The sequence below is a fragment of the Paenarthrobacter sp. NPDC091669 genome (genome assembly GCF_044756725.1).
GTDB classification, from domain to species: Bacteria; Actinomycetota; Actinomycetes; order Actinomycetales; family Micrococcaceae; genus Arthrobacter; species Arthrobacter bambusae_C.
Map to the genome: position 1 here is coordinate 310,240 of NZ_JBIVTK010000005.1, position 24,958 is coordinate 335,197.

General features: G+C 63.1%; 17 protein-coding genes and 2 tRNA genes. 11 read left to right on the forward strand and 8 right to left on the reverse strand.

Going from position 1 to position 24,958, the window contains the following annotated elements; translation table 11 throughout:
* Nucleotides 1-84: 84 nt before the first annotated feature.
* From ACIQLI_RS11150 to ACIQLI_RS11165, 4 genes are all read right to left on the reverse strand, one after another.
* Nucleotides 85-160: transfer RNA gene (locus ACIQLI_RS11150), tRNA-Lys, on the reverse strand.
* 192 nt (nt 161-352) lie between these two features.
* Nucleotides 353-428 (reverse strand) — tRNA-Lys (locus ACIQLI_RS11155).
* A gap of 117 nt (nt 429-545) precedes the next feature.
* Nucleotides 546-1,712: a PQQ-dependent sugar dehydrogenase gene (locus tag ACIQLI_RS11160; RefSeq protein ID WP_400388141.1), complete on the reverse strand. Its 1,167-nt coding sequence runs from the start codon at nt 1,710-1,712 to the stop codon at nt 546-548.
* Nucleotides 1,713-1,766: 54 nt separating this feature from the next.
* Nucleotides 1,767-2,762, reverse strand: coding sequence for a hypothetical protein (locus tag ACIQLI_RS11165; protein WP_400388144.1), 996 nt, complete (start codon nt 2,760-2,762; stop codon nt 1,767-1,769).
* 179 nt (nt 2,763-2,941) lie between these two features.
* On the opposite strand from ACIQLI_RS11165, the gene ACIQLI_RS11170 reads away from it, so the two are divergent.
* The 9 genes from ACIQLI_RS11170 (at nt 2,942) to metG (ending at nt 16,776) form a co-directional block, all read left to right on the forward strand.
* Complete coding sequence (locus ACIQLI_RS11170; RefSeq protein ID WP_400388147.1) at nt 2,942-3,874, forward strand: LysR family transcriptional regulator; 933 nt, start codon at nt 2,942-2,944, stop codon at nt 3,872-3,874.
* A 122-nt stretch (nt 3,875-3,996) separates the two neighbouring features.
* Nucleotides 3,997-5,715 (forward strand): dihydroxy-acid dehydratase, encoded by a 1,719-nt coding sequence (gene ilvD / locus ACIQLI_RS11175; protein ID WP_354228468.1) that lies wholly within the window; start codon nt 3,997-3,999, stop codon nt 5,713-5,715.
* Nucleotides 5,716-6,008: 293 nt separating this feature from the next.
* On the forward strand, nt 6,009-7,913 hold the full coding sequence (locus tag ACIQLI_RS11180) for an acetolactate synthase large subunit (protein WP_026540215.1): 1,905 nt from the start codon (nt 6,009-6,011) through the stop codon (nt 7,911-7,913).
* 2 nt (nt 7,914-7,915) lie between these two features.
* Nucleotides 7,916-8,428: an acetolactate synthase small subunit gene (gene ilvN / locus ACIQLI_RS11185; RefSeq protein WP_021470923.1), complete on the forward strand. Its 513-nt coding sequence runs from the start codon at nt 7,916-7,918 to the stop codon at nt 8,426-8,428.
* 67 nt (nt 8,429-8,495) lie between these two features.
* On the forward strand, nt 8,496-9,521 hold the full coding sequence (gene ilvC, locus ACIQLI_RS11190; RefSeq protein WP_026540216.1) for a ketol-acid reductoisomerase: 1,026 nt from the start codon (nt 8,496-8,498) through the stop codon (nt 9,519-9,521).
* A 287-nt stretch (nt 9,522-9,808) separates the two neighbouring features.
* Nucleotides 9,809-11,404: a phosphoglycerate dehydrogenase gene (gene serA, locus ACIQLI_RS11195; protein ID WP_400388152.1), complete on the forward strand. Its 1,596-nt coding sequence runs from the start codon at nt 9,809-9,811 to the stop codon at nt 11,402-11,404.
* 215 nt (nt 11,405-11,619) lie between these two features.
* Entirely contained in the window at nt 11,620-14,430 is a 2,811-nt protein-coding gene (locus ACIQLI_RS11200; protein WP_400388155.1) for an FtsX-like permease family protein, read from the forward strand.
* Nucleotides 14,427-15,182: an ABC transporter ATP-binding protein gene (locus ACIQLI_RS11205; RefSeq protein ID WP_026546071.1), complete on the forward strand. Its 756-nt coding sequence runs from the start codon at nt 14,427-14,429 to the stop codon at nt 15,180-15,182. The genes ACIQLI_RS11200 and ACIQLI_RS11205 overlap by 4 nt, the downstream gene beginning before the upstream one ends.
* A 34-nt stretch (nt 15,183-15,216) precedes the next feature.
* On the forward strand, nt 15,217-16,776 hold the full coding sequence (gene metG / locus ACIQLI_RS11210; protein ID WP_400388158.1) for a methionine--tRNA ligase: 1,560 nt from the start codon (nt 15,217-15,219) through the stop codon (nt 16,774-16,776).
* A gap of 120 nt (nt 16,777-16,896) precedes the next feature.
* On the opposite strand, the gene ACIQLI_RS11215 is transcribed toward metG, so the two are convergent.
* The 4 genes from ACIQLI_RS11215 to ACIQLI_RS11230 all read right to left on the reverse strand — a co-directional run bounded on the left by ACIQLI_RS11215 (nt 16,897) and on the right by ACIQLI_RS11230 (nt 22,152).
* Nucleotides 16,897-19,365: an ABC transporter permease gene (locus tag ACIQLI_RS11215; protein WP_400388161.1), complete on the reverse strand. Its 2,469-nt coding sequence runs from the start codon at nt 19,363-19,365 to the stop codon at nt 16,897-16,899.
* A gap of 2 nt (nt 19,366-19,367) precedes the next feature.
* A complete protein-coding gene (locus ACIQLI_RS11220) occupies nt 19,368-20,162 on the reverse strand; it encodes an ABC transporter ATP-binding protein (protein ID WP_400388164.1) in 795 nt (264 codons plus the stop codon).
* A gap of 88 nt (nt 20,163-20,250) precedes the next feature.
* The gene (locus ACIQLI_RS11225; protein WP_400388167.1) at nt 20,251-20,964 is read right to left on the reverse strand and encodes a response regulator; all 714 of its coding nucleotides are present in this window, start codon (nt 20,962-20,964) and stop codon (nt 20,251-20,253) included.
* Between the two features lie 3 nt (nt 20,965-20,967).
* Nucleotides 20,968-22,152 (reverse strand): sensor histidine kinase, encoded by a 1,185-nt coding sequence (locus ACIQLI_RS11230; RefSeq protein WP_400388170.1) that lies wholly within the window; start codon nt 22,150-22,152, stop codon nt 20,968-20,970.
* A 125-nt stretch (nt 22,153-22,277) separates the two neighbouring features.
* Here ACIQLI_RS11230 and ACIQLI_RS11235 point away from each other — a divergent pair, with 125 nt between their 5' ends.
* Both ACIQLI_RS11235 and ACIQLI_RS11240 read left to right on the forward strand, forming a co-directional pair.
* Nucleotides 22,278-23,330 carry a 3-isopropylmalate dehydrogenase gene (locus tag ACIQLI_RS11235; protein ID WP_400388173.1) on the forward strand — a complete coding sequence of 351 codons (1,053 nt, stop codon included), beginning with the start codon at nt 22,278-22,280 and terminating at the stop codon, nt 23,328-23,330.
* 119 nt (nt 23,331-23,449) lie between these two features.
* Complete coding sequence (locus ACIQLI_RS11240) at nt 23,450-24,562, forward strand: branched-chain amino acid aminotransferase (protein WP_207593827.1); 1,113 nt, start codon at nt 23,450-23,452, stop codon at nt 24,560-24,562.
* The last annotated feature ends 396 nt before the right edge of the window (nt 24,563-24,958 follow it).

Consider the following 24,958-nt stretch of genomic DNA (forward strand, 5'->3'; position numbering starts at 1 on the left):
ATCCAGGGTGTTCCCTCCCGGAACGCCTTGGATGGGAAACAAAAAAGGCTCCGGATCGTTTTCACGATCCGGAGCCTTTGTTATTGGTGCACCCCCCGGGACTCGAACCCGGAACCCATTGATTAAGAGTCAATTGCTCTGCCAGTTGAGCTAGAGGTGCAGCTGTTGTTTCGGTCCGCCCGGGGAATTCTTATTCCTCGTTGAGCTCCGCAACGACAAATAACTCTACACCAGATTTTGCAGTTTCAAAACCATCAAGTCCCCTGAGTGATGCATGCCATGAAGAGGTGAATCCAAGGCCCTGCGGAAATGAAAAAAGGCCTTGGAGTGAAATACACTCCAAGGCCTTTCTTGGTGCACCCCCCGGGACTCGAACCCGGAACCCATTGATTAAGAGTCAATTGCTCTGCCAGTTGAGCTAGAGGTGCAGCTGTTGAATTGAACCTGACCGGAAGCTTTTCTTTCCCCGGCGATCTCCGCAACGACATGTAACTCTACACGACATCCGCTCAACTGTGAAATCGGCCCATCGCCTATCGCTGACCCTAGGACGTGACCCTCAGAATCAGCGCGAAGTCGGGGTTTCTGTTGTTGCTGACCACCCATAAAGTGCCGTCCGGGGCACGAGCTACGTCCCTCAGTCGCCCGTGCTGTCCTGTGAAATAGGCCACAGGTTCCCCGGCTGACTCGCCGTCGAGCGGCACCGTCCACAGCCGTTGACCGCGGAGGGCGCCTGTGTACGCCACACCGCCGACGATCTCAAGGCCGCTCGGAGACGCTTCGGATGTTGAAGGCCACACGACCTTTGCATCGATCAGGCCGTTCCTGCCCGGTGCGCCGGTGACTGTGGGCCACCCGTAGTTGCCGCCCGGCGTGATCAGGTTCAACTCATCATCCACATCCGGGCCAAACTCACTGGCCCACAACCTTCCCTCGCTGTCCCATGCCAAACCCTGTACGTTTCGGTGCCCGTAGCTGAAGACGGGATTGTCGCCGAAGGGATTTCCGGGGGCTGGCTGTCCTTCGGGGGTGAGGCGCAGGATCTTGCCACCCAGGGCGTTGGTGTCCTGCGGTTGTTCCCGGCGTTGCGAGTCTCCCGTGCCCACATAAAGGAAGCCGTCGGGGCCAAAGCGGATTCGCCCACCGTTATGGGTTGAGGCCTTGGAAATCCCCGAGAAAATGACGTCGGGTTCGCCGAGTGACAACGTCCCCCCGCTCTCTTCGCCGAGCTTCATCCTCGCAATACGGTTGTCGCTGGCGGACGTGAAATAGGCATAGAGCCAGCGGTCGTTCTGGAAGGTCGGCGACACTGCAAGGCCCAGGAGGCCACCTTCGCCTCCAGGGACGACGCCGGCCACCTCACCTATGGTGGTGGACCGGCCGTCACTGATGGCTTTGACCTGGGCGGAATCGCGCTCAGATACCACTGCTGTGCCGTCCGGCAGGAACACCACCGACCACGGCAGCTGCAACCCGACGTCTAGCTTTTCGGCGAGCTCGGGAGCCTGCGGGCTGCCGGCCGTCCCTTGACCGCCTGCCTGCCCCTGGCTGCTGCCGGGGCTGGAAGGTGTTGGGGCCGTGGCGGTGGGATTCGGTGTTGCCGCGGTCCCCGGTGATGATGGGCTGCCTGTGCAGCCCGTCATCACCAGGATTGTCGCGAACGCGGAGGCAAGCATCATCCGCCTTCGCCGTTCCGGTGAGTGCGTGCCCATGCGAGCGTCCGTTATCGAGGTCCGAAGTTACCGGTCAAGTGGTGGCTTACCGGGTCAGTGCCTGTTGCGTTTGGGGGGCCTGAACCCCGCGGCTTCTGCATGCGCGGCCGATTCGAACCACACATCAGCGGCAACGTCGTCATAGTCCACAGTGTCTTCGTCGTGGTACGTCATGGCCGTCGCGTTGGCTTTTACGGGGTAGGCGTCTCCTGCAATGCTGGAGGAGCCGGTTCCGTAGGGGTGCTCGGCGGCAAGGTGCCCGGAGGTTGTGGGATCCTCGGCCGCTGCAGACTCGGCGCCCGGAAGGGTGGGGGAGTGCATGTCCGTGTATTCGTGGTGGTGGACAGGTGCGCCGGATGAGTCGGTCCACGACGATTCCCACTCGGCCTTGTCTGCAGCGTCATCCTTGCCTGCGGGCTTCGACGCACCCGCATCCCAGTCGTCAACGTCGCCGGCATCAGCCGAGTGGACAGTGGCATCGGTGCCTACTGTCGGGTGGGCCACCACGGGTTCCTCAACCACCGGTTCCTCCACCACTGGAGCGGCAACAACGGGCTCTTCCACTGTGAGGCCGGGGGTGGGAGACGGCACGGGGTCGGGAGAAGGCGCTGCCACTGGTTCCCGAGCGGGTTCCCGGGGTGATTCGTCACCCATAAGGGCGTCAGGCTCAGCTTGTGTGTCCCTGGTCAACGAGGCGTCGGCAGCCTCCTGGTCCCTGCGGGCTTTGAGCTCAGCCGGTTCATCAGCGATGGACTCGTCCACCGATTCCCGAACTGGTTCTCTTGCTGCTTCCCGGGCAGGGTCCTGAGTGGATTCGTCACCGGTGGGCCCGCTGCCCTCGGCGGCCGCCTTACCCAGGTTGGTGACGCCGGCCAGGCCTGCCACCCCTGCTGTCGCGGCGGCCGCATCCGGCAGGGACGTGGTGTTGGCGGGCTCCATTGCGGCGGGAGCGTGGGTTGAGGAGGAATTACGTGCTTTGTTCCGGTTCATAAGCCACCAAACAATGGCAATGACCAACACAATGACAATGACCCAAATTATCCAGTCCATGTGGATGCCCTTCTGCTCACAGGGGTGCAGTTCGTGGTGTTCCTGACGTTACGTGCCTGCTAATGGGCTGTCCAGCCTTTGACCTGCTGTTCCGTGGAATGTGATCAGTTTGCTGAGGAAAATCGCGGTGCTGGAAATCATGGTGAATGGAATTCCGCCTGGTCGCCTAGTCTGGCTGAATGGACGTGAAAAGGCTGCAGATTCTGCGCGAGTTGGCAGACCGTCAAAGTGTGGGTGCCACGGCTGAAGCGATGAATGTCACGGCGTCGGCAGTCTCGCAGCAACTGAAGACGTTGCAGGCGGAAATTGGTGTAGTGCTGGTGGAAAAGGTTGGCAGGGGAGTGCAGTTGACCGAGGCGGGATATGCCATGGCGGCCGCGGCTGCCGACATCGCCACCGCCTTGGCGCGGGCTGAGTCCACCATCGACACCTACAGGAAGGGGTGGCAGACCCGCGTGTCCGCGGCGTTCTTCCCCAGCGCGGCAGAAATGCTGCTGCCCGGGGTGCTGCATCGGGTGTCCGCTGTTGAGGGGCTGACTTTCGACGCACATTTCGAGGATCCGGGAACCGCGCACTTCGCGCCATTGGTGGCCGACTATGACATTGTCCTGGCCCACAGCGTGGATGGTCCGGAAGTGTTTGCGCGGCAGGGACTGACGGTGGTTCCGCTGCTTGAAGAAGCCCTCGACGTCGCCCTGCCTGCTGGCCACCCGCTGGCAGCCAAGGCGAGGTTGAGTCCCGGCGATGTTGTTGACTACCCCTGGATCGGTGTGCCGGAGGGGTTTCCCTTTGACACTGTCCTTCGCCAAATCGAACTCCACGCTGGCCGTCAGGCCAACCGTGGCCAGCGGTATCCGGACCTGCGGGTCCTGGAGGCACTGGTAGGTGCGGGCCATGGGATCTGCCTCCTCCCGCGGTACACGGCCCGGGCCAGTGCCAGGCGGGGCCTGGTGCTTCGGCCACTCACTGGAGTGAAGGCCAGCAGGAGCATCGTGGCACTTTCCCGTCAGGAAGTTGCGGCCCGGGGAACCATCGGGATCGTCCTTGACATGCTCCGAAGCGAGGCCGCGGAAATCGCCAAGGAGCTCCAGGACTCCCCTCCGGGTACGTAACCCCACGGAACAGCAGGATCGATCTGCCGGGCACCCTTGATTCCTCCGCAATATTCGGTTGATACGGCTTAACCCGGCATGGAACAGCGGCGGCGGCAGCGAGGTACCCATAGACTTTGGTCATGAGTGAGACCGAGATTGCGACAGACATCACGCCGGACATCAAGCCCCGCAGCCGGGTGGTCACCGATGGCATCCACGCGGCACCCGCCCGTGGGATGTTCCGTGCGGTTGGCATGGGAGACGACGACTTTGCCAAGCCGCAAATTGGTGTCGCCAGTTCATGGAACGAAATCACCCCCTGCAACCTCTCCCTCAACCGCCTGGCACAAGGCGCCAAAGAAGGCGTCCACGCCGGCGGTGGCTTCCCCATGCAGTTCGGCACGATTTCCGTTTCGGACGGCATTTCCATGGGGCACGAAGGCATGCACTTCTCACTCGTTTCACGCGAGGTCATCGCCGACTCGGTGGAGACCGTGATGCAGGCCGAGCGTATTGACGGTTCGGTCCTGCTGGCTGGTTGCGACAAATCCCTTCCCGGGATGCTCATGGCTGCTGCCCGCCTGGACCTCGCCTCCGTCTTCCTCTACGCCGGCTCCATCATGCCCGGATGGGTCAAGCTCGAGGACGGCTCCGAGAAGGAAGTCACCCTCATTGACGCCTTCGAAGCCGTGGGTGCCTGCGCTGCAGGCAAGATGAGCATGGAAGACCTCACGCGCATCGAAAAAGCCATCTGCCCTGGCGAAGGCGCCTGTGGCGGCATGTACACGGCCAATACCATGGCGTGCATCGGCGAAGCCCTGGGGATGTCCCTGCCGGGTTCCGCGGCCCCGCCGTCGGCGGACCGTCGTCGTGATGACTTCGCCCGCAAGTCCGGCGAAGCGGTGGTCAACCTGCTGCGCCTGGGGATCACGGCCCGCGACATCATGACCAAGAAGGCCTTCGAAAACGCCATTGCCGTCACCATGGCTTTCGGCGGTTCCACCAATGCCGTCCTGCACTTGCTGGCCATTGCCCGCGAGGCGGAAGTTGAGCTGACGCTGGACGACTTCAACCGCATCGGTGACAAGATTCCGCACCTCGGCGACCTCAAGCCATTCGGCCGCTACGTCATGACCGATGTGGACAAGATCGGCGGCGTGCCCGTCATCATGAAGGCACTGCTCGACGCCGGACTGCTGCACGGTGACTGCCTCACCGTGACCGGCAAGACCCTCGCCGAAAACCTCGCCTCGATCAACCCGCCGGACCTTGATGGCAAGATCCTCCGCGCCCTGGACAATCCGATCCACAAGACCGGCGGCATCACCATCCTCCACGGTTCCATGGCTCCCGAAGGTGCCGTAGTGAAGAGCGCCGGCTTCGACGCCGACGTCTTTGAAGGAACTGCGCGTGTCTTCGAGCGTGAGCAGGGGGCCCTCAGCGCGTTGGACAAGGGCGAAATCAACAAGGGCGACGTCGTGGTGATCCGCTACGAAGGTCCCAAGGGCGGCCCGGGCATGCGCGAGATGCTGGCTATTACCGGAGCCATCAAGGGCGCAGGGCTGGGCAAGGATGTGCTCCTGCTGACCGATGGCCGTTTCTCCGGCGGCACCACCGGATTGTGCATTGGCCACGTTGCGCCGGAAGCGGTCGACGGCGGTCCCATCGCCTTTGTGAAGGACGGGGACCGCATCCGTGTGGACATCGCCGCACGCTCGTTCGACCTCTTGGTGGACGAGGCCGAGCTCGAAGCCCGCAAGGAGGGCTGGGAGCCGCTGCCGGCCAAGTTCACCAAGGGCGTCCTGGCCAAATACGCCAAGCTTGTCCACAGCGCCTCCACCGGGGCGTACTGCGGGTAATTCCTGCTCTCGACTCCGCCCGCCACTGCCGGGCGGAGTCCGGCAGGCGGACATTGCTGTCCAAATAGTGAGATACGATGGTGGTCAATTGACACGTATCTCACTTTGAGGGAACACTGAACGCATGATCACATTCGTTACCGTCGGCGTCGTCGTCCTTACCAAGCGCGTGGCTTAGCCCGACTGGTAACGAACCGTCACGCGCAAACCCCTCGAAGAGCCGGAAGGCTGAGGGGTTTTTTTATTCCCCCAAGCAAGATCCATCTATTGAAGATCCACTAAGGAAGAGTCCGATGAGCAAAGGATCGCCGATCAGCCCCTCGCTGATGGCTGCAAAGTCCGCTGGAGCCCACAAAGCTCCGGAAAAGGTCGACCGTACGGCTGAGGCCGTCGTCGTCGACGCTGCTGCACCTCTCTCTCCTGTACTTGGGCCGAACACCGTTGTACCCCCAACGGTGATGTCCGGCTCGCAAGCAATTGTCCGTTCGCTCGAAGAACTCGGCGTGGACGATATTTTCGGTTTGCCCGGTGGCGCGATCCTGCCCACCTACGACCCCTTGATGGCCTCCAGCATGAATCACATCCTGGTCCGTCACGAACAGGGAGCCGGCCACGCCGCGCAAGGCTACGCCATGGTTACCGGACGGGTTGGCGTTTGCATCGCCACCTCGGGCCCCGGTGCCACCAACCTCGTTACCGCCATCATGGACGCCCACATGGACTCCGTGCCGATGGTGGCCATCACCGGCCAGGTTTCCAGCGGAGTCATCGGCACCGATGCTTTCCAGGAAGCGGACATCGTGGGTATCACGATGCCCATCACCAAGCACTCGTTCCTGGTGACCGACCCCAATGACATCCCGCACGTCATGGCCGAGGCATTCCACCTCGCGTCCACGGGCCGCCCGGGACCGGTCCTGGTGGACATCGCCAAGGACGCCCAGGTAGGCCAGATGACCTTCTCCTGGCCGCCCAAGGTGGATCTGCCCGGATATCGCCCCGTGGTTCGTGGACACAACAAGCAGGTCCGCGAAGCTGCCAAGCTGATCGCTGCTGCCAGCAAGCCCGTCCTTTACGTGGGCGGCGGTGTGGTCAAGGGCCACGCTTCGGCCGAGCTCATGGAACTGGCGCTGGCTACCGGCGCTCCCGTGGTCACCACACTGATGGCGCGCGGTGCCTTCCCTGATTCGCATCCCCAGCACGTTGGAATGCCCGGCATGCACGGTTCAGTCTCCGCCGTAACTGCCCTCCAGCAGGCCGACCTCCTGATTACCCTCGGCGCCCGGTTCGATGACCGCGTCACCGGCGTGCTGAAGACCTTCGCCCCGTTTGCCAAGGTCATCCACGCTGACATCGACCCCGCGGAAATCTCCAAGAACCGCACCGCCGATGTCCCGATCGTTGGCTCGGTCAAGGAGATCATTCCCGAACTCACCGAAGCTGTGAAGACGCAATTTGAACTGAGCGGTACCCCGGACCTGGATTCCTGGTGGGCTTTCCTCGGAAACCTGCGCGATACGTACCCGCTGGGCTGGACCGAGCCGGAAGACGGGCTCACCGCACCCCAGCGCGTGATCAAGCGCATCGGCGAGCTCACCGGTCCCGAAGGCATCTATGTAGCCGGCGTCGGACAGCATCAGATGTGGGCCGCCCAGTTCATCAAGTACGAACGGCCCCACGCATGGCTGAACTCCGGTGGAGCAGGAACCATGGGATACTCGGTTCCGGCAGCAATGGGTGCCAAAGTTGGTGAGCCGGACCGCGTGGTCTGGGCCATCGACGGTGACGGCTGCTTCCAGATGACCAATCAGGAGCTGGCTACCTGCGCCATCAACAACATCCCCATCAAGGTGGCCATCATCAACAACTCCTCGCTGGGCATGGTCCGCCAATGGCAGACGCTGTTCTACGAGGGCCGCTACTCCAACACGGATCTGAACACAGGCCACGACACCGTCCGGATCCCGGACTTCGTGAAACTGGCTGATGCCTACGGTTGTGCAGCACTGCGGTGCGAGCGTGACGAAGACATCGACGCCACCATCCAGAAGGCACTCGAAATCAATGACCGCCCGGTGGTCATCGACTTCGTCGTCAGCCCCAACTCGATGGTGTGGCCCATGGTGCCTTCGGGCGTCAGCAATGACCAGATCCAGGTTGCCCGCAACATGACCCCGGAATGGGAAGAGGAGGACTAGGCATGACCCGCCACACACTGTCCGTTCTGGTAGAAGACAAGCCCGGCGTGCTGACCCGCGTGGCCAGTCTCTTTGCCCGGCGCGCATTCAACATCAATTCCCTGGCTGTGGGACCCACCGAGGTTCCCGGCATGTCCCGCATGACGGTTGTCGTCGACGCCGACGGCGACCTCATTGAGCAGGTCACCAAGCAGCTCAACAAATTGGTCAACGTGATCAAGATTGTGGAGCTGACTTCCGAATCTTCCGTACAACGCGACCACATCCTGGTCAAGGTACGTGCGGATGCCGCGACACGCCTGCAGGTTACCCAAGCTGCAGACTTGTTCCGTGCCGCCGTCGTCGACGTGTCCACAGACTCGTTGGTGATCGAGGCAACCGGTACCCCCGAGAAGCTCGCTGCGCTGCTTTCAGTGCTCGAGCCGTTCGGCATCCGTGAAATCGTGCAGTCCGGCACCTTGGCCGTTGGACGGGGATCCCGCTCCATGAGTGACAGGGCGCTCCGCTCCGCGTGAGCAGATCGTCCAGTACCGCAGCACCACAATCAATATCTAAGAAAACCACTCAAGAGGAGTTACGCAAGTGACTGAAATGTTCTACGACGACGACGCAGACCTGTCGATCATCCAGGGCCGCAAAGTAGCCATCGTTGGCTACGGCTCGCAGGGCCACGCCCACGCACTGAACCTCCGCGATTCCGGCGTCGAGGTTGTCATCGCGCTGAAGGACGGCTCCAAGTCGGCTGCCAAGGCAGAAGACGCAGGCTTCACGGTCAAGAACGTTGCCGACGCCGCCGAATGGGCAGACGTCATCATGATCCTGGCTCCGGACCAGCACCAGCGCGCCATCTACAACGACTCCATCAAGGACAAGCTGACCGAAGGCAAGGCCTTGGCCTTCGCCCACGGTTTCAACATCCGCTTTGGCTACATTGAGGCTCCGGCCGGCGTTGACGTCATCCTGATCGCCCCGAAGGCTCCGGGCCACACGGTTCGCCGCGAATTCGAAGCCGGCCGCGGTATCCCGGACATCATCGCTGTTGAGCAGGACGCATCCGGTTCAGCATGGGACCTGGCGAAGTCCTACGCCAAGGCCATCGGCGGAACCCGCGCCGGCGTTATCAAGACCACCTTCACCGAAGAGACCGAGACCGACCTCTTCGGCGAGCAGTCCGTCCTCTGCGGCGGCGTCTCCCAGCTGGTCCAGTACGGCTTCGAGACCCTGACCGAAGCCGGCTACCAGCCGCAGATCGCCTACTTCGAGGTTCTCCACGAGCTCAAGCTCATTGTTGACCTCATGTGGGAGGGCGGCATCGCCAAGCAGCGCTGGAGCGTTTCGGACACCGCAGAGTACGGCGACTACGTCTCCGGCCCGCGCGTCATCACCCCCGAGGTGAAGGAAAACATGAAGGCTGTCCTCGCCGACATCCAGAGTGGTGCTTTCGCCAAGCGCTTCATCGACGATCAGGACAACGGCGGCACCGAGTTCAAGGAACTGCGCGCCAAGGCAGAGCAGCACCCCATCGAAGAGGTCGGCCGCGAACTGCGCTCCCTCTTCTCCTGGCAGCAGCAGGACGCTGACTACGTTGAAGGTTCCGCAGCCCGCTGATCCTTCGGCGTGGCCTGACGGCCTCCGCCTCTACGAAGCGCCCGCCCGGTGATCACAGCCGGGCGGGCGTCGCCGTATCTCCAGCATTTCGTCCCCGATTTCATCAGTCGCCTTGGCTGTGAACTTCTTCACAACGGCTGCCGGCCCGGCCGTAACATCCCCCGCCGGCACCGGAATCCGGGCCCGGATTCGATATTCTGGGCTGGTCCCGGCGCCGTGCCCCGGGCCACGCATCCGCTCCTTGTCCAGTCCTGTCCCAAAAGTTGTCCAAAGTAAGGTGCCTCCCCGTGTCAGCCAGCAAACCCGTCGTCCTCCTCGCCGAGGAACTTTCGCCCGCCACAGTCGAGGCTTTGGGCCCGGACTTTGAAATCCGCCAGACCGATGGCGCTGACCGTTCCCAGCTGCTGTCCGCAATCGCTGACGTTGACGCCGTCCTGGTCCGCTCGGCTACCCAGGTGGATGCCGAAGCCATTGCCACCGCGAAGAACCTGAAGGTCATCGCCCGCGCCGGCGTTGGACTGGACAATGTGGACATCAAGGCCGCCACCCAGGCAGGCGTCATGGTGGTCAACGCCCCCACGTCCAACATCGTCTCCGCTGCCGAGCTCACGGTGGGGCACATTCTCAGCCTGGCCCGCCACATTCCGCAGGCCAGCTCTGCGCTGAAGAACGGTGAGTGGAAGCGCTCCAAGTACACGGGAATCGAGCTCTTCGAGAAGAAGATCGGCATCATCGGCCTGGGCCGCATCGGTGCCTTGGTGGCCGCCCGCCTCCAGGGTTTTGATACCCAGATCCTTGCGTACGACCCCTACATCACTTCAGCCCGCGCTGCCCAGCTGGGCGTCAAGCTGGTCACTTTGGATGAACTTCTGGAGAATTCAGACTTCATCACCATCCACATGCCCAAGACGCCGGAAACGGTGGGCATGCTGGGAGCCGATGCCTTCCGCAAGATGAAGGAAACGGCCTACGTGGTCAACGTCGCCCGTGGCGGCCTGGTGGACGAGGAAGCACTCCATGTCGCCCTGAAGGAAGGCCAGATCGCCGGTGCCGGCGTGGACGTCTTCGTCAAGGAGCCCAGCACGGACCTGCCCTTCTTTGAATTCGACAACGTCATTGTGACCCCGCACCTGGGTGCTTCCACTGACGAGGCACAGGAGAAAGCCGGCGTCTCGGTGGCCAAGTCGGTTCGCCTGGCACTTGCCGGCGAGCTGGTACCCGACGCCGTCAACGTCGCCGGCGGCGTCATCGCTCCGGATGTCCGTCCGGGTATCCCGCTGATCGAAAAGCTGGGCCGGATCTTCACAGCGCTGACCCACGCTTCCCTCACCCAGATCGACGTGGAAGTGGCGGGCGAAATTGCCGCACTGGACGTCAAGGTGCTCGAACTTGCCGCACTGAAGGGCGTTTTCGCCGATGTGGTGACGGAGCAGGTCTCCTATGTCAACGCACCCGTGATCGCCGAGCAGCGCGGCATCAACACCCGACTCATCACCACCCCGGACGCTGAGGACTACCGCAACGTCCTGACCATCCGTGGTGCACTCAGCGATGGTTCCCAGATCTCCGTAGCCGGAACCCTCACGGGGCCCAAGCAGGTGGAGAAGCTCGTGGGTGTCAACGGGTACGACGTCGAAATCCCGATCAGCGAGCACCTGGTTGTGGTGGCCTATGCAGACCGTCCCGGCGTCATTGGCACCATCGGACACATCCTGGGCATGAACAACATCAACATCGGCGGCATGCAGGTTGCCCGCCAGACTGAAGGCGGCCAGGTTCTTGCGCTCCTGACCATCGACAGCTCTGTTCCGCAGCAGGTCCTGGAGGCCATCAAGGCCGGCATCGGAGCCGACATGGTCCGGGAAGTGGATCTGGAGGACTAGGGCTGCAACTGATTTCCATCAGCTGAGTTCGCGTGCCGGCGACACACCTTTGGCACGCAGGCGTGGCCGGTCTGCTTACAATGGCTGGGTCCGGGATTCGGACCCGGCAGCAGGCCGGCCACAACTTTTGCACCTAAAGCCCGGTATTCCCCTGTGTCTTTTGAGGAATTCCGGTCTCTGCGTGCGCGCCCGCAATCAAGGTCTCAGGGAGCCCAATGAACGCCGTCCAAAGGTTCATCAGAAGCCGTGTGCTGCTGCTGACCGCGGCCATTTTGATCGTCGCAATGTGCTTGTCCGTCCTCGTCCAAAGCCAGTCCCAGGCTGCTTTGAACCGGACAGTGGATGAGAACTCGCGGGGACTCTACGACATCCTGGTCCAGGCCAAGCCTGACCAGGCCAAAGATGGCGACGGCGGTGCATTGATCCAGCCGGAAATCGCCAATGGCCAAGGCGGCATCAGCTTTGAGCAGCTGGAGAAGATCCGCACCATGGGCCAAACGGCTGTGGCCGCACCCATCAGCCTGGTTTCGCGTGTTTCACAGAACCTTGAGGCACCCCGCCTCAATGCCATGGACTACCTGGGGTACAACGCAGGCCTGGCCGGAGCCGTGACCGCGGGGGATCCTTCGGCCATGGATTCCAGCAAATGGCCCGCTGCGGAATCGGTGTTGTCCGATACCCCCAAGAAGTACCGGCTGACGGCCTCTGCCACGAGTTCTGACGGTGTGAACCAGCAGACGCTCTTCAAGACCAGCGCCGAAGGAACCTTGGGCAAAGGCCGCTTGATCCAAGAGCAGGCTGCGGGCGGCTCCAACGTCAGGATCGCAGGCCCCGAGGGCGAGACCGGCATCAAATTCCCGGCTCCCGTGCTTGGCTCCGAGCACAACCTTTTCAATCTCTCCGTGGCGTTGCCCCTGGCCCCTGAGGTGACCGAATCCGTCGTCGCGGTGGACCCTGCCGCCGAAAGGGCGCTGTTGGGCTCCGCAGGCGACTTCCTGGCACCACTTGAGAAGGCTCCGCCTGCCGATGCGCGTGACGCAGGAGCGATCGGACGCCACTTCGAAAGCCTCTTCACCACAGGCCTCAGCATGGACCAGTTGGAAGAAGGTCCTGACTTCCTGGGCGTCAAGCTCAAGTACTGGGCGCCTCTGATGACCCAGTACCAGCAGGCCAAGCGTGACGGTTTGCTGACCGACGATTCCCAGGCCATCCCGCTGATTGTCCGCTCCGGCACATCCCTTGACCTGCAGTACTCGGTGAAGATCGAGGAACTGGACGCCAGTGGCAAGGTGGTCAACGAGGTCGGCACGGTGACGCGCAGCCTGGACAAGGACTACCTCCCCTTCGTATCCAAGTCCCCGTTTGCCCTCGAATGGCCCGGTTCCACAGATCACAGCAAGCTGCTGGGAAGCACGGCCTCCTTCAGCCAGGGCCTGTACAACCCGGCCACCTGGAGCGCTGCTTTTGCGGCAGCACCGAAATACCAGGACGGCGACGAAGCCTCCAACGGTGCTTCGGATAAGAGCGCAACGCCGGGGGACTGGGTGACGGTCAACCGCCTGCCCGAGAAGTCTTCCTTCGGTGCCGCCGTGGACCAGACGCAGCGGAAACCAGTCGATGAGCGCTCCTACCGGGAAGACCTGGAAACGGGCAAGAAGCCGGCCGCGCCGCTGCCCATGGTCTATGGCACCTTTGATCCTGCCGACGTCCAGTCGGCAGCCGGGGACGTCAACAAGCTCCCCTTGGGCGGCTACGATCCCACGCCGATGACCCTCACCAAGGATGCCGAGGGCAAGGACGTCGAGGGTACGGAACTGAAGCCTTCGTTGAGCGCTACGGGTCTGGTCAGCCAGTCCGCCGGTGCCATCACCGATTACTACGGTCTAGCCGCAGCCCGTGGCTACGACACCAACGCCGACGTCATTGACGCTGTCCGGGTCAAGGCCTCGGCCGCCGGCAACTGGAAGACGGCCCAGCCCGAGGTGGAGAAGCTGGCCACGCAGATCCGCGAGCTCGGCCTGGAGGCCACAGTCGTTGCAGGTTCCGCACGCGAAGATGCCAATATCTTTGTCCCCGGATACAGCAAGGACGACGCCGGCAAGGAATCACCTTTGGGCACTGTCCAGCAGTCCTGGGTCCGCCAGGATGCTGCCGATGCGGTCTCCGGTTCGCTGACCGGTACCAACATCACCTTGCTCTTCCTGACCCTGTTGGGCGCAACTCTCCTGACAGGTGCCTCGACGGTCAGCTACATCCGCCAGCGCCGGAGCGAAGCAGGCATTCTCAGGGCGATGGGCTGGACGCAGAAACGCATCCGGTCCTGGGTCCTGGAAGAGTTTGCCGTGGGCGCTGCTGCCCTTGCCGCAGCCGGTCTCATCCTGAGCCTGCTCAGCTGGAATATTGCCACCGTGATCGTTTCCGTGACGATGCTGATCATCTACAGTGGGGCAGCCTTGCTGTCAGCCCAGCAGCTGCGCCACCGTGTGGTGATAGATCAGGAGCCGCAGCACGATGACCGCCTGGTAACGGTGGATTCCCCGTTGACGTTCGCCAACAGGCAACTCACCACGAACAGGTTCAACTCCATTTCCCTTGCCGTGGCAGTTGGCGTGTTCGGTGCTGCAGTGGGTGCCTTGATTGCCCTGCTGATTGACATCCCGCGCGCGGCCGGTGCCAGTGCCTTGAGTGGCCTGGCAGCTGCAAGCATCGCCTTGCCGAGCGTTATCCTGGCGGTCTTCGGAGTAGTGGTGGGCCTGCTGTTGACCCTTGTCACCGGTCGCTTTGAACTCCATGCCAAGCGTGAGTACCTCGGTACCTTGAAGGCCATGGGCTGGAACCCTGACATGCTGGGCCAGGTCCGCTTCTTCGAAAATGCCCTTGTAGGAACAGTGGCACTTCCCCTGGGCGTTCTTGGCGCCTTGGGGCTGGGACTGCTGCTGGCTCCCTACGCGGCCCTGTGGGCCGGTTTGGCCGGTCTGCTGGCCGTAATTTGCTGGATTCCGATTGCAACGAAAGTAGTCAAATGACTGACAAACTCAACCCAGAGCTGACGGCCACCCCGGAATCCACGGAAGAGTCGCTGCAGACCCGCGCCAACACGATCGTGAAGGCCGCTGACCACGCAACACCCCTGGAACTGAGCCGCGTGACCATCCACTACGGTGGCGACAAAGGCGGCGCCGAGGAAGTGGACGTCGTCGACGACTTCAACCTCACCCTGCACGCCGGGGAGATGCACTGCATCGCCGGCCGAAGCGGCTCCGGCAAGACCAGTATTCTGACGGTGAGCGCCGGACTGACGCTCCCGACGTCGGGCAAGGTCTTTTGGGAGGGCCTGCCGCTGGACACCATGGGCGATGACGAAATCGCTGACCGCCGCCGCGCGCTCATCGGCTACGTGGACCAGGGCGGCGCCCTGATCGACGGCATGAGCGCCCTGGAGAACGTCCTGCTTCCCGCCGTGCCCGACGGAGAAGTGGAACAGCGGACGGAAATGGCCAAGGACCTCCTGGACCTGGTGGGCCTGGGCCGCCGCATGCGCCACCGTCCTGCTCAGCTCTCCGGCGGTGAGCGCCAGCGCGTCGCAATCGCCCGCGCGCTGATCCTGGGCACCCGTGTGCTGGTAGTGGACGAACCCACGGCCAGCCTGGACCGGGCAGCGGCCAACCGCATCATCGGGATCCTCAAGGACACCACGAGCGATGGCATCGCTGTTCTGGTGGCTTCCCACGACCACGAGCTGGTGCGGCTCAGCGATACGCTGACCGAACTTAACTAAGCTATTTCATCCCAAAAAAAGGTAACTTCTTAGAGTGACGTCTCCAGAGAAATCCCCGTTCTACATCACCACCGCAATCAGCTACCCCAACGGCGTACCGCACATCGGCCACGCCTACGAGGTCATTGCAACTGATGCCATGGCGCGCTTCAAGCGCCTTGATGGTCATGAGGTGTTCTTCATGACCGGAACGGACGAGCACGGACTCAAGATGCAGCAGTCTGCCGAGAAGGAAGGCATCACTGCCAAGCAGCTCGCCGACCGCAATTCGGCTGCGTTCAAGCAGATGAGCCAGGACCTGGGAATCTCCCATGACCGCTTCATCCGCACCACCGACCAGGACCACTACGCCGCCTCGCAGGCCATTTGGAAGAAGATGGAAGCCAATGGCGACATCTACCTGTCCAAGTATGAGGGCTGGTACTCCGTCCGTGATGAGGCGTACTACGTCGAAGATGACACCGTGGTGAAGGAAGACGGTCTCCGTTACTCCAAGGAAACGGACACCCTGGTCACCTGGACCGCAGAGGAGAGCTATTTCTTCCGGCTTTCCAACTACCAGGAAAAGCTCCTTGCCCTCTATGAGGCGCAGCCTGAGTTTGGCGCCCCGCAGTCCCGCTTCAATGAAGTCATCAGCTTCGTCAAGCGTGGTCTTGAGGACCTGTCCATCAGCCGCACCACCTTCGACTGGGGTGTCCCTGTGCCCGGCGACGAGAAGCACGTCATGTACGTCTGGGTTGACGCCCTGACCAACTACCTCACCGGCGTTGGCTACCCGGACATCGAGTCGGAATCCTTCAAGAAGTTCTGGCCTGCCGATGTCCACGTCATCGGCAAGGACATTTCGCGTTTCCATGCCATCTACTGGCCTGCGTTCCTCATGAGCGCCGGACTTGAGCTGCCACAGCGCGTCATGATCCACGGGTTCCTCACCAACAACGGCGTGAAGATGTCCAAGTCGCTGGGCAACGTCGTCGCGCCGCAGGACTTCGTAGCTCAGTACGGCCTGGACCAGTGCCGGTACTTCTTCCTCCGCGAAGTTCCGTTCGGTGCGGACGGCAATTACAACCACGAGGCGATCGTGGGGCGCATGAACTCGGACCTCGCCAACAACTTCGGAAACCTTGCACAGCGTTCGCTGTCCATGGTGGCGAAGAACTGCGAAGGCAAGGTCCCGGTGCCCGGAGATTTCACGGCGGAGGACACCGCCCTGCTGACGCAGGCAGGGGAGTTGCTGGAAACAGCCCGCTCAGCGTTCGACAAGCAGGAATTCAGCCGCGCGCTGGAAGCCATCTGGACTGTACTGGGCGATACCAACGCCTACTTTGCGGACCAGGCCCCTTGGGTGCTGCGAAAGACCGACATCGCCCGCATGAACACGGTTCTGTACGTCACTTTGGAGGTAGTGCGGATCGTAGCGATCCTCGCCCAGCCGGTCATGCCGTCGTCGTCCGCCAAGCTGCTTGAAGTCCTTGGCCAAGCCGAAGGCGAAGCAAGGCAGTTCGCCGCGATCGCCACGCCGATCGTTGCAGGCACGCAGTTGCCGGCGCCTGCCCCGATCTTCCCGCGCTACGAGGAGCCCGCCGAGGCGTAGAACGCCCGCTCACATAACATCCATAAAGAGGAATCGCTCTCTCACTTCCCGTCAGTATGACCGCGGGAAGTGAGAGAGCGATTCTCGTTTAAGGCGATGATGTGAAAGAGCGCTGGTGCTTTACGCGGTGGCCAGGCCCTCAACGGGGGAGAGGCGTGCGGCGCGCCGGGCCGGGATCACCGATGCCAGGAGCCCGGCCACCACGGCCACCCCAAAGACTGCGGTTAGTTGCAGCCACGGTATGGCCGGAACAACGCTCGCCACACCTCCGAGGGTTGCCTGCGCCCCCAGCCATCCGTAGACGATGCCCATGCCTGCACCCATGATGGCGGCCACCCCGGCGACGAGCACGGCTTCGATGGCCAGCATGGCGCGCAGTTGGCCCTTGGTGAGGCCAAGGGCCCTGAGGAGGGAGTTCTCCCTGGTCCGTTCAAGGACCGAGAGGGACAAGGTGTTGGCCACGCCGATCAACGCAATCACCACAGCGATACCGAGCAGTCCGGTGACAACCAACAAGAGCACATCAATGATGCTGTTGAACGTCACCCGCTCGATCGCAGCCCCGCTGACGGTTCGCTCCTGCACGCCCAACGCCGCTGCGATGTCTTTCTGGAGTGCCTGCACCCGGTCCGTGGATACCGAATCGTCCAGCTTCACCCACACCATGGACGCGGTATCCGGCAGCGGGGACGCAGCGATGCTGGAGCTTTCCACAAACGCCGGGACGTGGCGGGTCCGCAGCACCTTGGCGTCGAGCGAAACCGTGCCCGCCGCCGTCGAGATGCTTGCTGTTCCGGCTGGTGAGTCTTCTGGAAGGTAGACCGTGCCCGGACCCGGCTTCAGGTTGTCATCGCGCAGCACAGATGCTGCATCTGCCGCGGAAACGCCGTAGATGGTCTGGCCGCCGTCGGGCGTGGTTGCATCGCTGAGTGTTCCCAACGGCTGAAGCATCACCGCAGCGCTGACGCCGTCGAGCGCCTTGATCCTCGCGAGGGCCTGCCCGGGGTCGCCCGAGCCATCCACGGCAGTCTGTGCTGCAAGGTCCACAGGGTAGTTCTCGGCCAGTGTGTTATTGAATGCCTGCCGGGACGTGGCCGCGCCCGTCATCATGAGCGAGACCAAGGTGACGCCGATGAGCAGCGCAGCCGCCGTCGCCGAGGTACGGGCAGGGTTGCGCGTGGCATTCACGGCCGCGAGCTTGCCCGGCACTCCCGCCGGCGAGGCGAGTCTGCCGGCCAGGGCAACCACCCTGGGGATGAACAGTGTGGAGCAGAGGAGAATGCCCACGAACGAGGCAGCCCCGCCCAGCAGCGCAACGCCCAGCGAAACGTTCACGCTGCCGTACACCAGCGCTGCTGCTCCGCCCAGCAGGGCCACCAAGCCCAGGGCCAGGCGCACCCTGCCGCGTTTGTTCCGGACGGACGCGTCATCGCTGGGCCGCAAGGCGGCAAGAGGCGCGACGGCGGTAGCAGCCTTGGCGGGAACCAACGCCGCGACCACGGTCAGCAAGGTTCCTGCCACCAGACCGGCGATGATGGCCGACGGCGGTACAGCCAACGTCGCGAAGGCCTGCTCAGGCTGGGACTTGGCCCAGGCGATCAGCCCCGTCATCAGGCCCGTGGCGGCCAGGACGCCCACCACAGAGGAAAGGAAACCGACCACCAAGGCTTCGAGCATGACGGACCCACGGATTTGTGCCCGCCCTGCACCGAGGCAGCGCAGGAGCGCCAACTCCCTGGTCCGCTGTGCCACAAGAACGGAGAAGGTATTGGCCACCACCAACGTGGAGACAAGGATGGCCACGCCGGCGAATGCGAGCAGCACGAGGGTCAGTTGATCCTGGCCAGCGCTCAGCATGGCAACAGTGGAGGTGACCTTTTCCTGGGCTGTTTCCAGCACAGGCCCAGTAGCCCCCGCAGCTTCCATGCGATGGGTGATGTACTCCTTGGCGGCGGCCACGTCTTCGCCGGCCTTGAGCGAGAACTGCACCCCGGTAAACCCTGCCCCAGCGTCCTGGACCGCGTTCAGGACGGATTCCGAGGCCACCAGTTGGGCCGCCGACGACGAGAAAGGATCATTGGTGGCCTGAATCAGGCCCGTAATGCTGACTTTGGCGGTCTTGACAGGTCCAGCGCCGTGGAGCTCAAGCATGCTCCCCACCGTGAGCCCAAGATGCTCAGCGGTCTTGACATCGAGCACTGCCTCCGAAGCCTTTGACGGCATGGAGCCGGACGTCAAGATTGCGCCCTCCAGGGACGCGGGGGCTGCATTACGCAGCCGCCCGTACTGCTCCCCGCCACCTGCCTCGAACATGACATAGGTGGATCGTTCGGCGTAGCTGTCTTCCACCGCAGGAGCGGACGCGGCAGCTTCCACCGCTGCCTTGGTGAACGCTTCGCCGTTCTTGGAGGTGGCCACCAGGTCAGCGTTGCGGTATGCCTCGCCGATGCTGGCCCCCAACGAGGCATTCGTGCTCGCGCCCACCATCAACGTGGCGGAGAGAAACATGACGGACAACATGACCGCGAGTCCGATGGCGACGAACCGCCGGAAATGGGTCGTCAGTTGGGAAACGGCAACACGAAGCATGCTCAGGCCCCCAGTTTGCCGAGGGCTGCCAGGACGGAGTCCGCGGTGGGATCGTGGATCTCGCCCACCAGGCCGCCGTCGCTCATCAGGACAACGCGGTCGGCATAGCTGGCGGCCACGGGATCGTGGGTGACCATGATGATGGTCTGGCCCATTTCCTGGCTGCTCCGGCGAAGCAACGCCAGCACTTCGCCGCCGGCTTTGGAGTCCAGGTTGCCCGTGGGCTCATCGCCAAAAACGACGTCGGGACGGGTCAACAGGGCGCGGGCTACTGCTACGCGCTGTTGCTGGCCGCCGGAAAGCTCATGGGGGCGGTGCTTCAGGCGGTCCTTCAAACCCAGGGTGCTGACAACGGTATCCAGCCATCCGGCGTCGGCGGTGGTCCCCGCCAAAGCAAGCGGAAGCGTGATGTTCTGCTCCGCTGTCAACGTAGGCACCAGGTTGAACGCCTGGAATACGAAGCCGATCCTCTCCCGGCGAAGCGCGGTGAGCTGGCGGTCGTTGAGCCCGGTCAATTCAGTGCCCCCCAGGACGATGCGGCCGGAGTCCGCGGTGTCAAGTCCGGCCAGGCAATGCATCAAGGTGGACTTGCCCGAACCTGAGGGGCCCATGATCGCGGTGAACTTTCCGGCGTCAAAGCTCACCGACACCTTGTTCAGCGCGGTGACAGTGGTATCCGCGCGGCCGTAGCTCTTGGTCAGCTCGTGGGCCTCGACCGCGGGTCGGGCCTGGGCATCACCGGACCCCGTGGGTCGATCGGTTCCTGACGGGTGGGAGAGGGGCGTGAAAGTTGTCATGGTTTCACGCTATGTTTTGCTGCACCCCGTCAGGATCGGGCCAGGGACCCATTGTCCGGAGGGTGCCCTCATACCGTGGTCTGAGGTGCTAGGAGCCCGGGGCTACAACACCGGTCTCATAGGCGATGACTACCACCTGCACCCTGTCCCGGGCACCCAATTTGGCAAGGATGTGCCCCACATGGGTTTTCACGGTGGCCTCGGAGAGGAACAGTCCTGCTGCGATCTCGGGATTCGACTGTCCTTGGGCGATCAGCTGGAACACTTCGCGCTCGCGGGTTGTCAGGCGTTCGACGGCGGCGGCGTGCTCGGTCTGCTCCTGCGTCTGCGTCCTCAGCAACGGTGCCACATGGTCCAGCAACCGCCGGGTGGTGGAGGGAGCTATCACCGCGTCCCCACGGTACACAGTGCGGATGGCCTCCAGGAGTTCTTCGGGTGGAGCGTCCTTCAGGAGGAACCCGCTGGCGCCGGCCTGGATGGCGGCCAGCGCATACTCATCCAGGTCGAAGGTGGTCAGCACCACGATCTTGATCTCCGCCCGCTGGGAGCCGGAGGGCTGTGCCGCAGCCTGTTCCAGGATGCGGCGGGTGGCTTCGATGCCGTCCATCCCGGGCATGCGGACATCCATCAGGACCACGTCGGCGGCGGTGGCAGAGAGTGCCTGGACAGCCTCGATCCCATTGCCTGCCTCGGCCACGACTTCGAGGTCCGGTTGCGAATTGATCAGCATGCCAAAACCTGAACGGACCAACTGTTGGTCGTCAACGAGCGCCACCCTGATGGGCGCAGGAATTTCTGGCATGGCTTAGGCCTCCGAATAAGGGATGAAAGCGGACACACGGAATCCGCCGCCCTGCTCCGGGCCTGCGGTCAAAGAACCATCGTAGAGGGAGACCCTCTCACCCATGCCCAGCAAGCCGTTGCCGCCGCCAGGTGCCGGCGGATCAGCGGCGGCGCCCCGGCCGTCGTCGACGATGTCCAGTTGCAGGCCCCGGGCCTGCCATGTCAAGGTGACGCCCGCCGTCGCCTTCGGCCCAGCATGCTTCATGACATTGGTGAGGGCTTCCTGAATGATGCGGTACGCCGTGAGCTCCGCCCCGGCAGGAAGTGCCCGGCGGGGGACGCCGCTCTGTTCAAAAGCCACCTGAAGGGTGGCGGCCCGGAACCCGAGGAGCAATTCGTCCAGGTCCGAGAGCCGCGGTTGCGGGCGGGTAGGGGAGTCGTCGTCGGAGCGGAGGACGCCCAGCAGCCTGCGCATTTCGCCCAGGGAGTCCCTGCCCGTGGCTGCGATGGTAGCCAGCGCTTCCGTAGCGAGTTCGGGTTTGGCGGCGGCAGCGTATCTGGCTCCATCGGCCTGGGTGATGATCACGGACAAGGAATGCGCCACGATGTCGTGCATCTCGCGGGCTATGTGTGAACGCTCATCCGCCGCGGCCAGTTTGCGTTCCTGCAACTGCTCCACTTCGAGCCGATGCGTTCGGTCTTCCAACGCCTGAAGTTGGAGCCTGCGGACGCGCGTGAGGTCGCCAAGGGTCCAGCTCACCAGCACCAGCATCCAGATCAGGACGGTGTACAGCGTGCCGATGGTCAGGCCCATGATTCCCGATTCCGCCGTGGTCGTGAACAGCCGGGTGGTCAGCATGACGCCACCGGCGAGGCCTGCAATCAGGACACTGCGGCTGGCCCACGCAGGCCCATAGGCCGCGGTCGCGTAAATGACCAGGGGAACGGCGATTTGCCCAGCCACCGGCTCGGCGCCTACTGCCCACTGGATCAGGCATACGACGATCACCGCGCCGGCCGCCAGGGCAGGTCGGGTGCGCCGCCAGGCGAGGGGGAGCAGGAGGCTGCAAGACAGAAGGGAGAGCCACGGGCGGTCAGCGATCAGGTAGACCGGGCCGAAGAGAAGGATCAGCAGGCACGTTGCCGTCAAGTCCACGATGAAGCGGTTGATCCGGAACCATTCGTATACTGCGTGCCTTCTATCCACGCTTAGACTCTATGCGCTTGTTCCTGCGGCGGGCATCATGCTGTGGTCTGACTCTTACCGGATGTAAGTGTTCGCAGAATGAGACGATTTTGACCAGCATGTGGATTGCTTGGCTAGATAGAGCTATGAGTGCAACGTCCATCAATCTCGCTGTCATCCCAGGCGACGGCATTGGCCCTGAGGTCATCGCCGAAGCCGTCAAGGTCCTCGAAAAGGCTGTCGCCGCCGAAGGCGTTGCCCTCGAACTGACCAACTACAAGCTCGGCGCCCAGCACTGGCTCGAGACCGGCGAGACCCTCCCGGAAGAGGTCCTGGCCGACCTCCGCACCCGCGATGCCATCCTCTTCGGGGCAGTCGGTGCGGCCCCGGGCGATACCCGCATCCCCTCCGGCATCATCGAACGCGAAATGCTGCTCAAGCTCCGCTTCAGCCTGGACCACTTTGTGAACCTGCGCCCGTCCCGCTTGTACGGCACCGTCGGCAGCCCGTTGGCAAACCCGGGCACCATCGACTTCATCGTGGTGCGCGAAGGCACTGAAGGTCCGTATGTAGGCAACGGCGGCACGCTGCGCGGCGGCACTCCCCACGAGGTGGCCACCGAGGTGTCCCTCAATACCGCCCACGGCGTGGAGCGCGTTGTCCGCGATGCGTTCCGTCGGGCCAACGAGCGTCCGCGCAAGCACGTCACGCTCGTCCACAAGCACAACGTGCTGGTGTTCGCCGGGCACTTGTGGAAGCGCACCGTTGAAGCAGTGGCCCAGGAATTCCCCGAGGTCACCCACGACTACCTCCACATCGACGCCGCCACCATTTTCATGGTGACGGACCCATCCCGCTTCGATGTCATCGTCACCGACAACCTCTTCGGCGACATCCTCACCGACCTCGCCGCAGCCGTGACCGGCGGTATTGGCCTGGCGGCATCGGGCAACATCAACATGGACCGCACCGCACCGTCCATGTTCGAGCCCGTCCACGGCTCAGCTCCGGATATCGCCGGACAACAGAAAGCCGATCCCACCGCGGCCATCCTGTCCGTAGTGCTCCTCCTGGACCACCTTGGCTACACCACGGCGGCCCGCAAGATCGAAGCGGCAGTAGTCGCCGACGTCGAAAGCCGCACCGGCGAGCCACGCAGCACAGCTGCCATCGGCGATGCCATCGCGGCCGCACTCTAGGCCCAAAACTCAGGCGTAAGCTTGTGTTGAATTATTTACCTGCTTCCCTGGTCCATCGCTGAACCACACCCTTTTTAGGGTCCGGTTCGCCCTGCCAGGTAGCTGACTGTGGAGGAAACATGACTCAGACTGCCCATGGCGTCGAATTCAGCCAGCAGCTTTCGGAAACCCCGAAGTCTGCTGAGGAGCGTGCAGCCGTCCTGGCGAACCCAGGCTTCGGCGACTACTTCACCGACCACACCGCCGTCGTCGACTACAAAGTTGACGCCGATGGCAATGGCGGTTGGCAGAATGCCCGGATCGAGCCTTATGGACCCATTTCCCTTGACCCTTCGGCCGCGGTCCTGCACTACGGCCAGGAAATCTTCGAGGGACTCAAGGCCTACCGTCACGCCGACGGTTCCGTCTGGACCTTCCGGCCCGAAGCCAACGCTGCGCGCTTGAACAAGTCCGCGCGTCGCCTCGCCCTCCCGGAGCTGCCTGAGGAGTACTTCCTCGGTGCCATCCGCGAACTCGTGCAGGCTGACAAGGAATGGGTTCCGTCAGGCGACGGTGAAGCCCTTTACCTGCGTCCGTTCATGATCGCGACGGAGGCGTTCCTCGGTGTCCGGGCTGCCCGCGAAGTGTCCTTCCGCGTCATCGCTTCGCCCGCCGGCAACTACTTCGGTGGCGAGCTCAAGCCCGTCTCCATCTGGATCTCCCGCGAATACGCCCGTGCCGGCCGCGGAGGAACCGGTGCGGCCAAGTGTGGCGGCAACTACGCAGCCTCCCTGATCGCGCAGCAGGAAGCCGAAGCGAACGGCTGCAAGCAGGTACTGTTCCTGGACCATTTCAACGACGACGCCGTGGAAGAACTCGGTGGCATGAACGTCTTCTTCGTCATGAAGGACGGCTCCCTGGTGACCCCGGCCCTCAGCGGCACCATCCTTGAAGGCGTTACGCGCATGTCCGTCATCCAGGTGGCCAAGGACATGGGGCGCGAAGTCACCGAGCGCAAGATCACCCTCGACGAATGGCGCGACGGCGTGGCCTCCGGCGAGATCACCGAGGTCTTCGCTTGCGGCACGGCAGCCGTGATCACACCAATCGGAGTTCTCAAGGACGCCACGGAGTTCATCGGCTCCGAAGACGCAAAGGCGGGCGACACCACCATGGCCATCCGCCAGCAGCTTCTGGGCATCCAGACTGGAACCGTCGAGGACACCCACGGCTGGCTGACCCGCCTGGTCTAGCCTCCGGACCTTCCAAAACGCCACCGCACGACGGCGGCCCTTCCCTTGGATATCAAGCGGAAGGGCCGCCGTTCTGCTTCCCCGACGCTCTATCACTTCCCTCGGGTTTGGGGCGGACGCTCCATCAGGTTCCTCGGGTTTGGGGCGGACGCGCTCTCGCTGGCTTGAGGCCTGCTGCCGTGTTGTCTCTGGGAATCGCTCCACTTTTGCGCGTGGGGGTAAGCGACCGTTGGGACTGTCCTCGAGCGTTCGTGGGAACGGCGCGGGATGTGAGAGAGGGGCGGCCGGAAGGGCCAGGGATGTGAGAGTGCCCCTATGTTTTTCGTCAAGCGGTTGCGGGTGTTGGGGGTTGGTAGAGGGTGCCGTCGCGGAGCATGGCGTAGAGGGTGTCGCAGC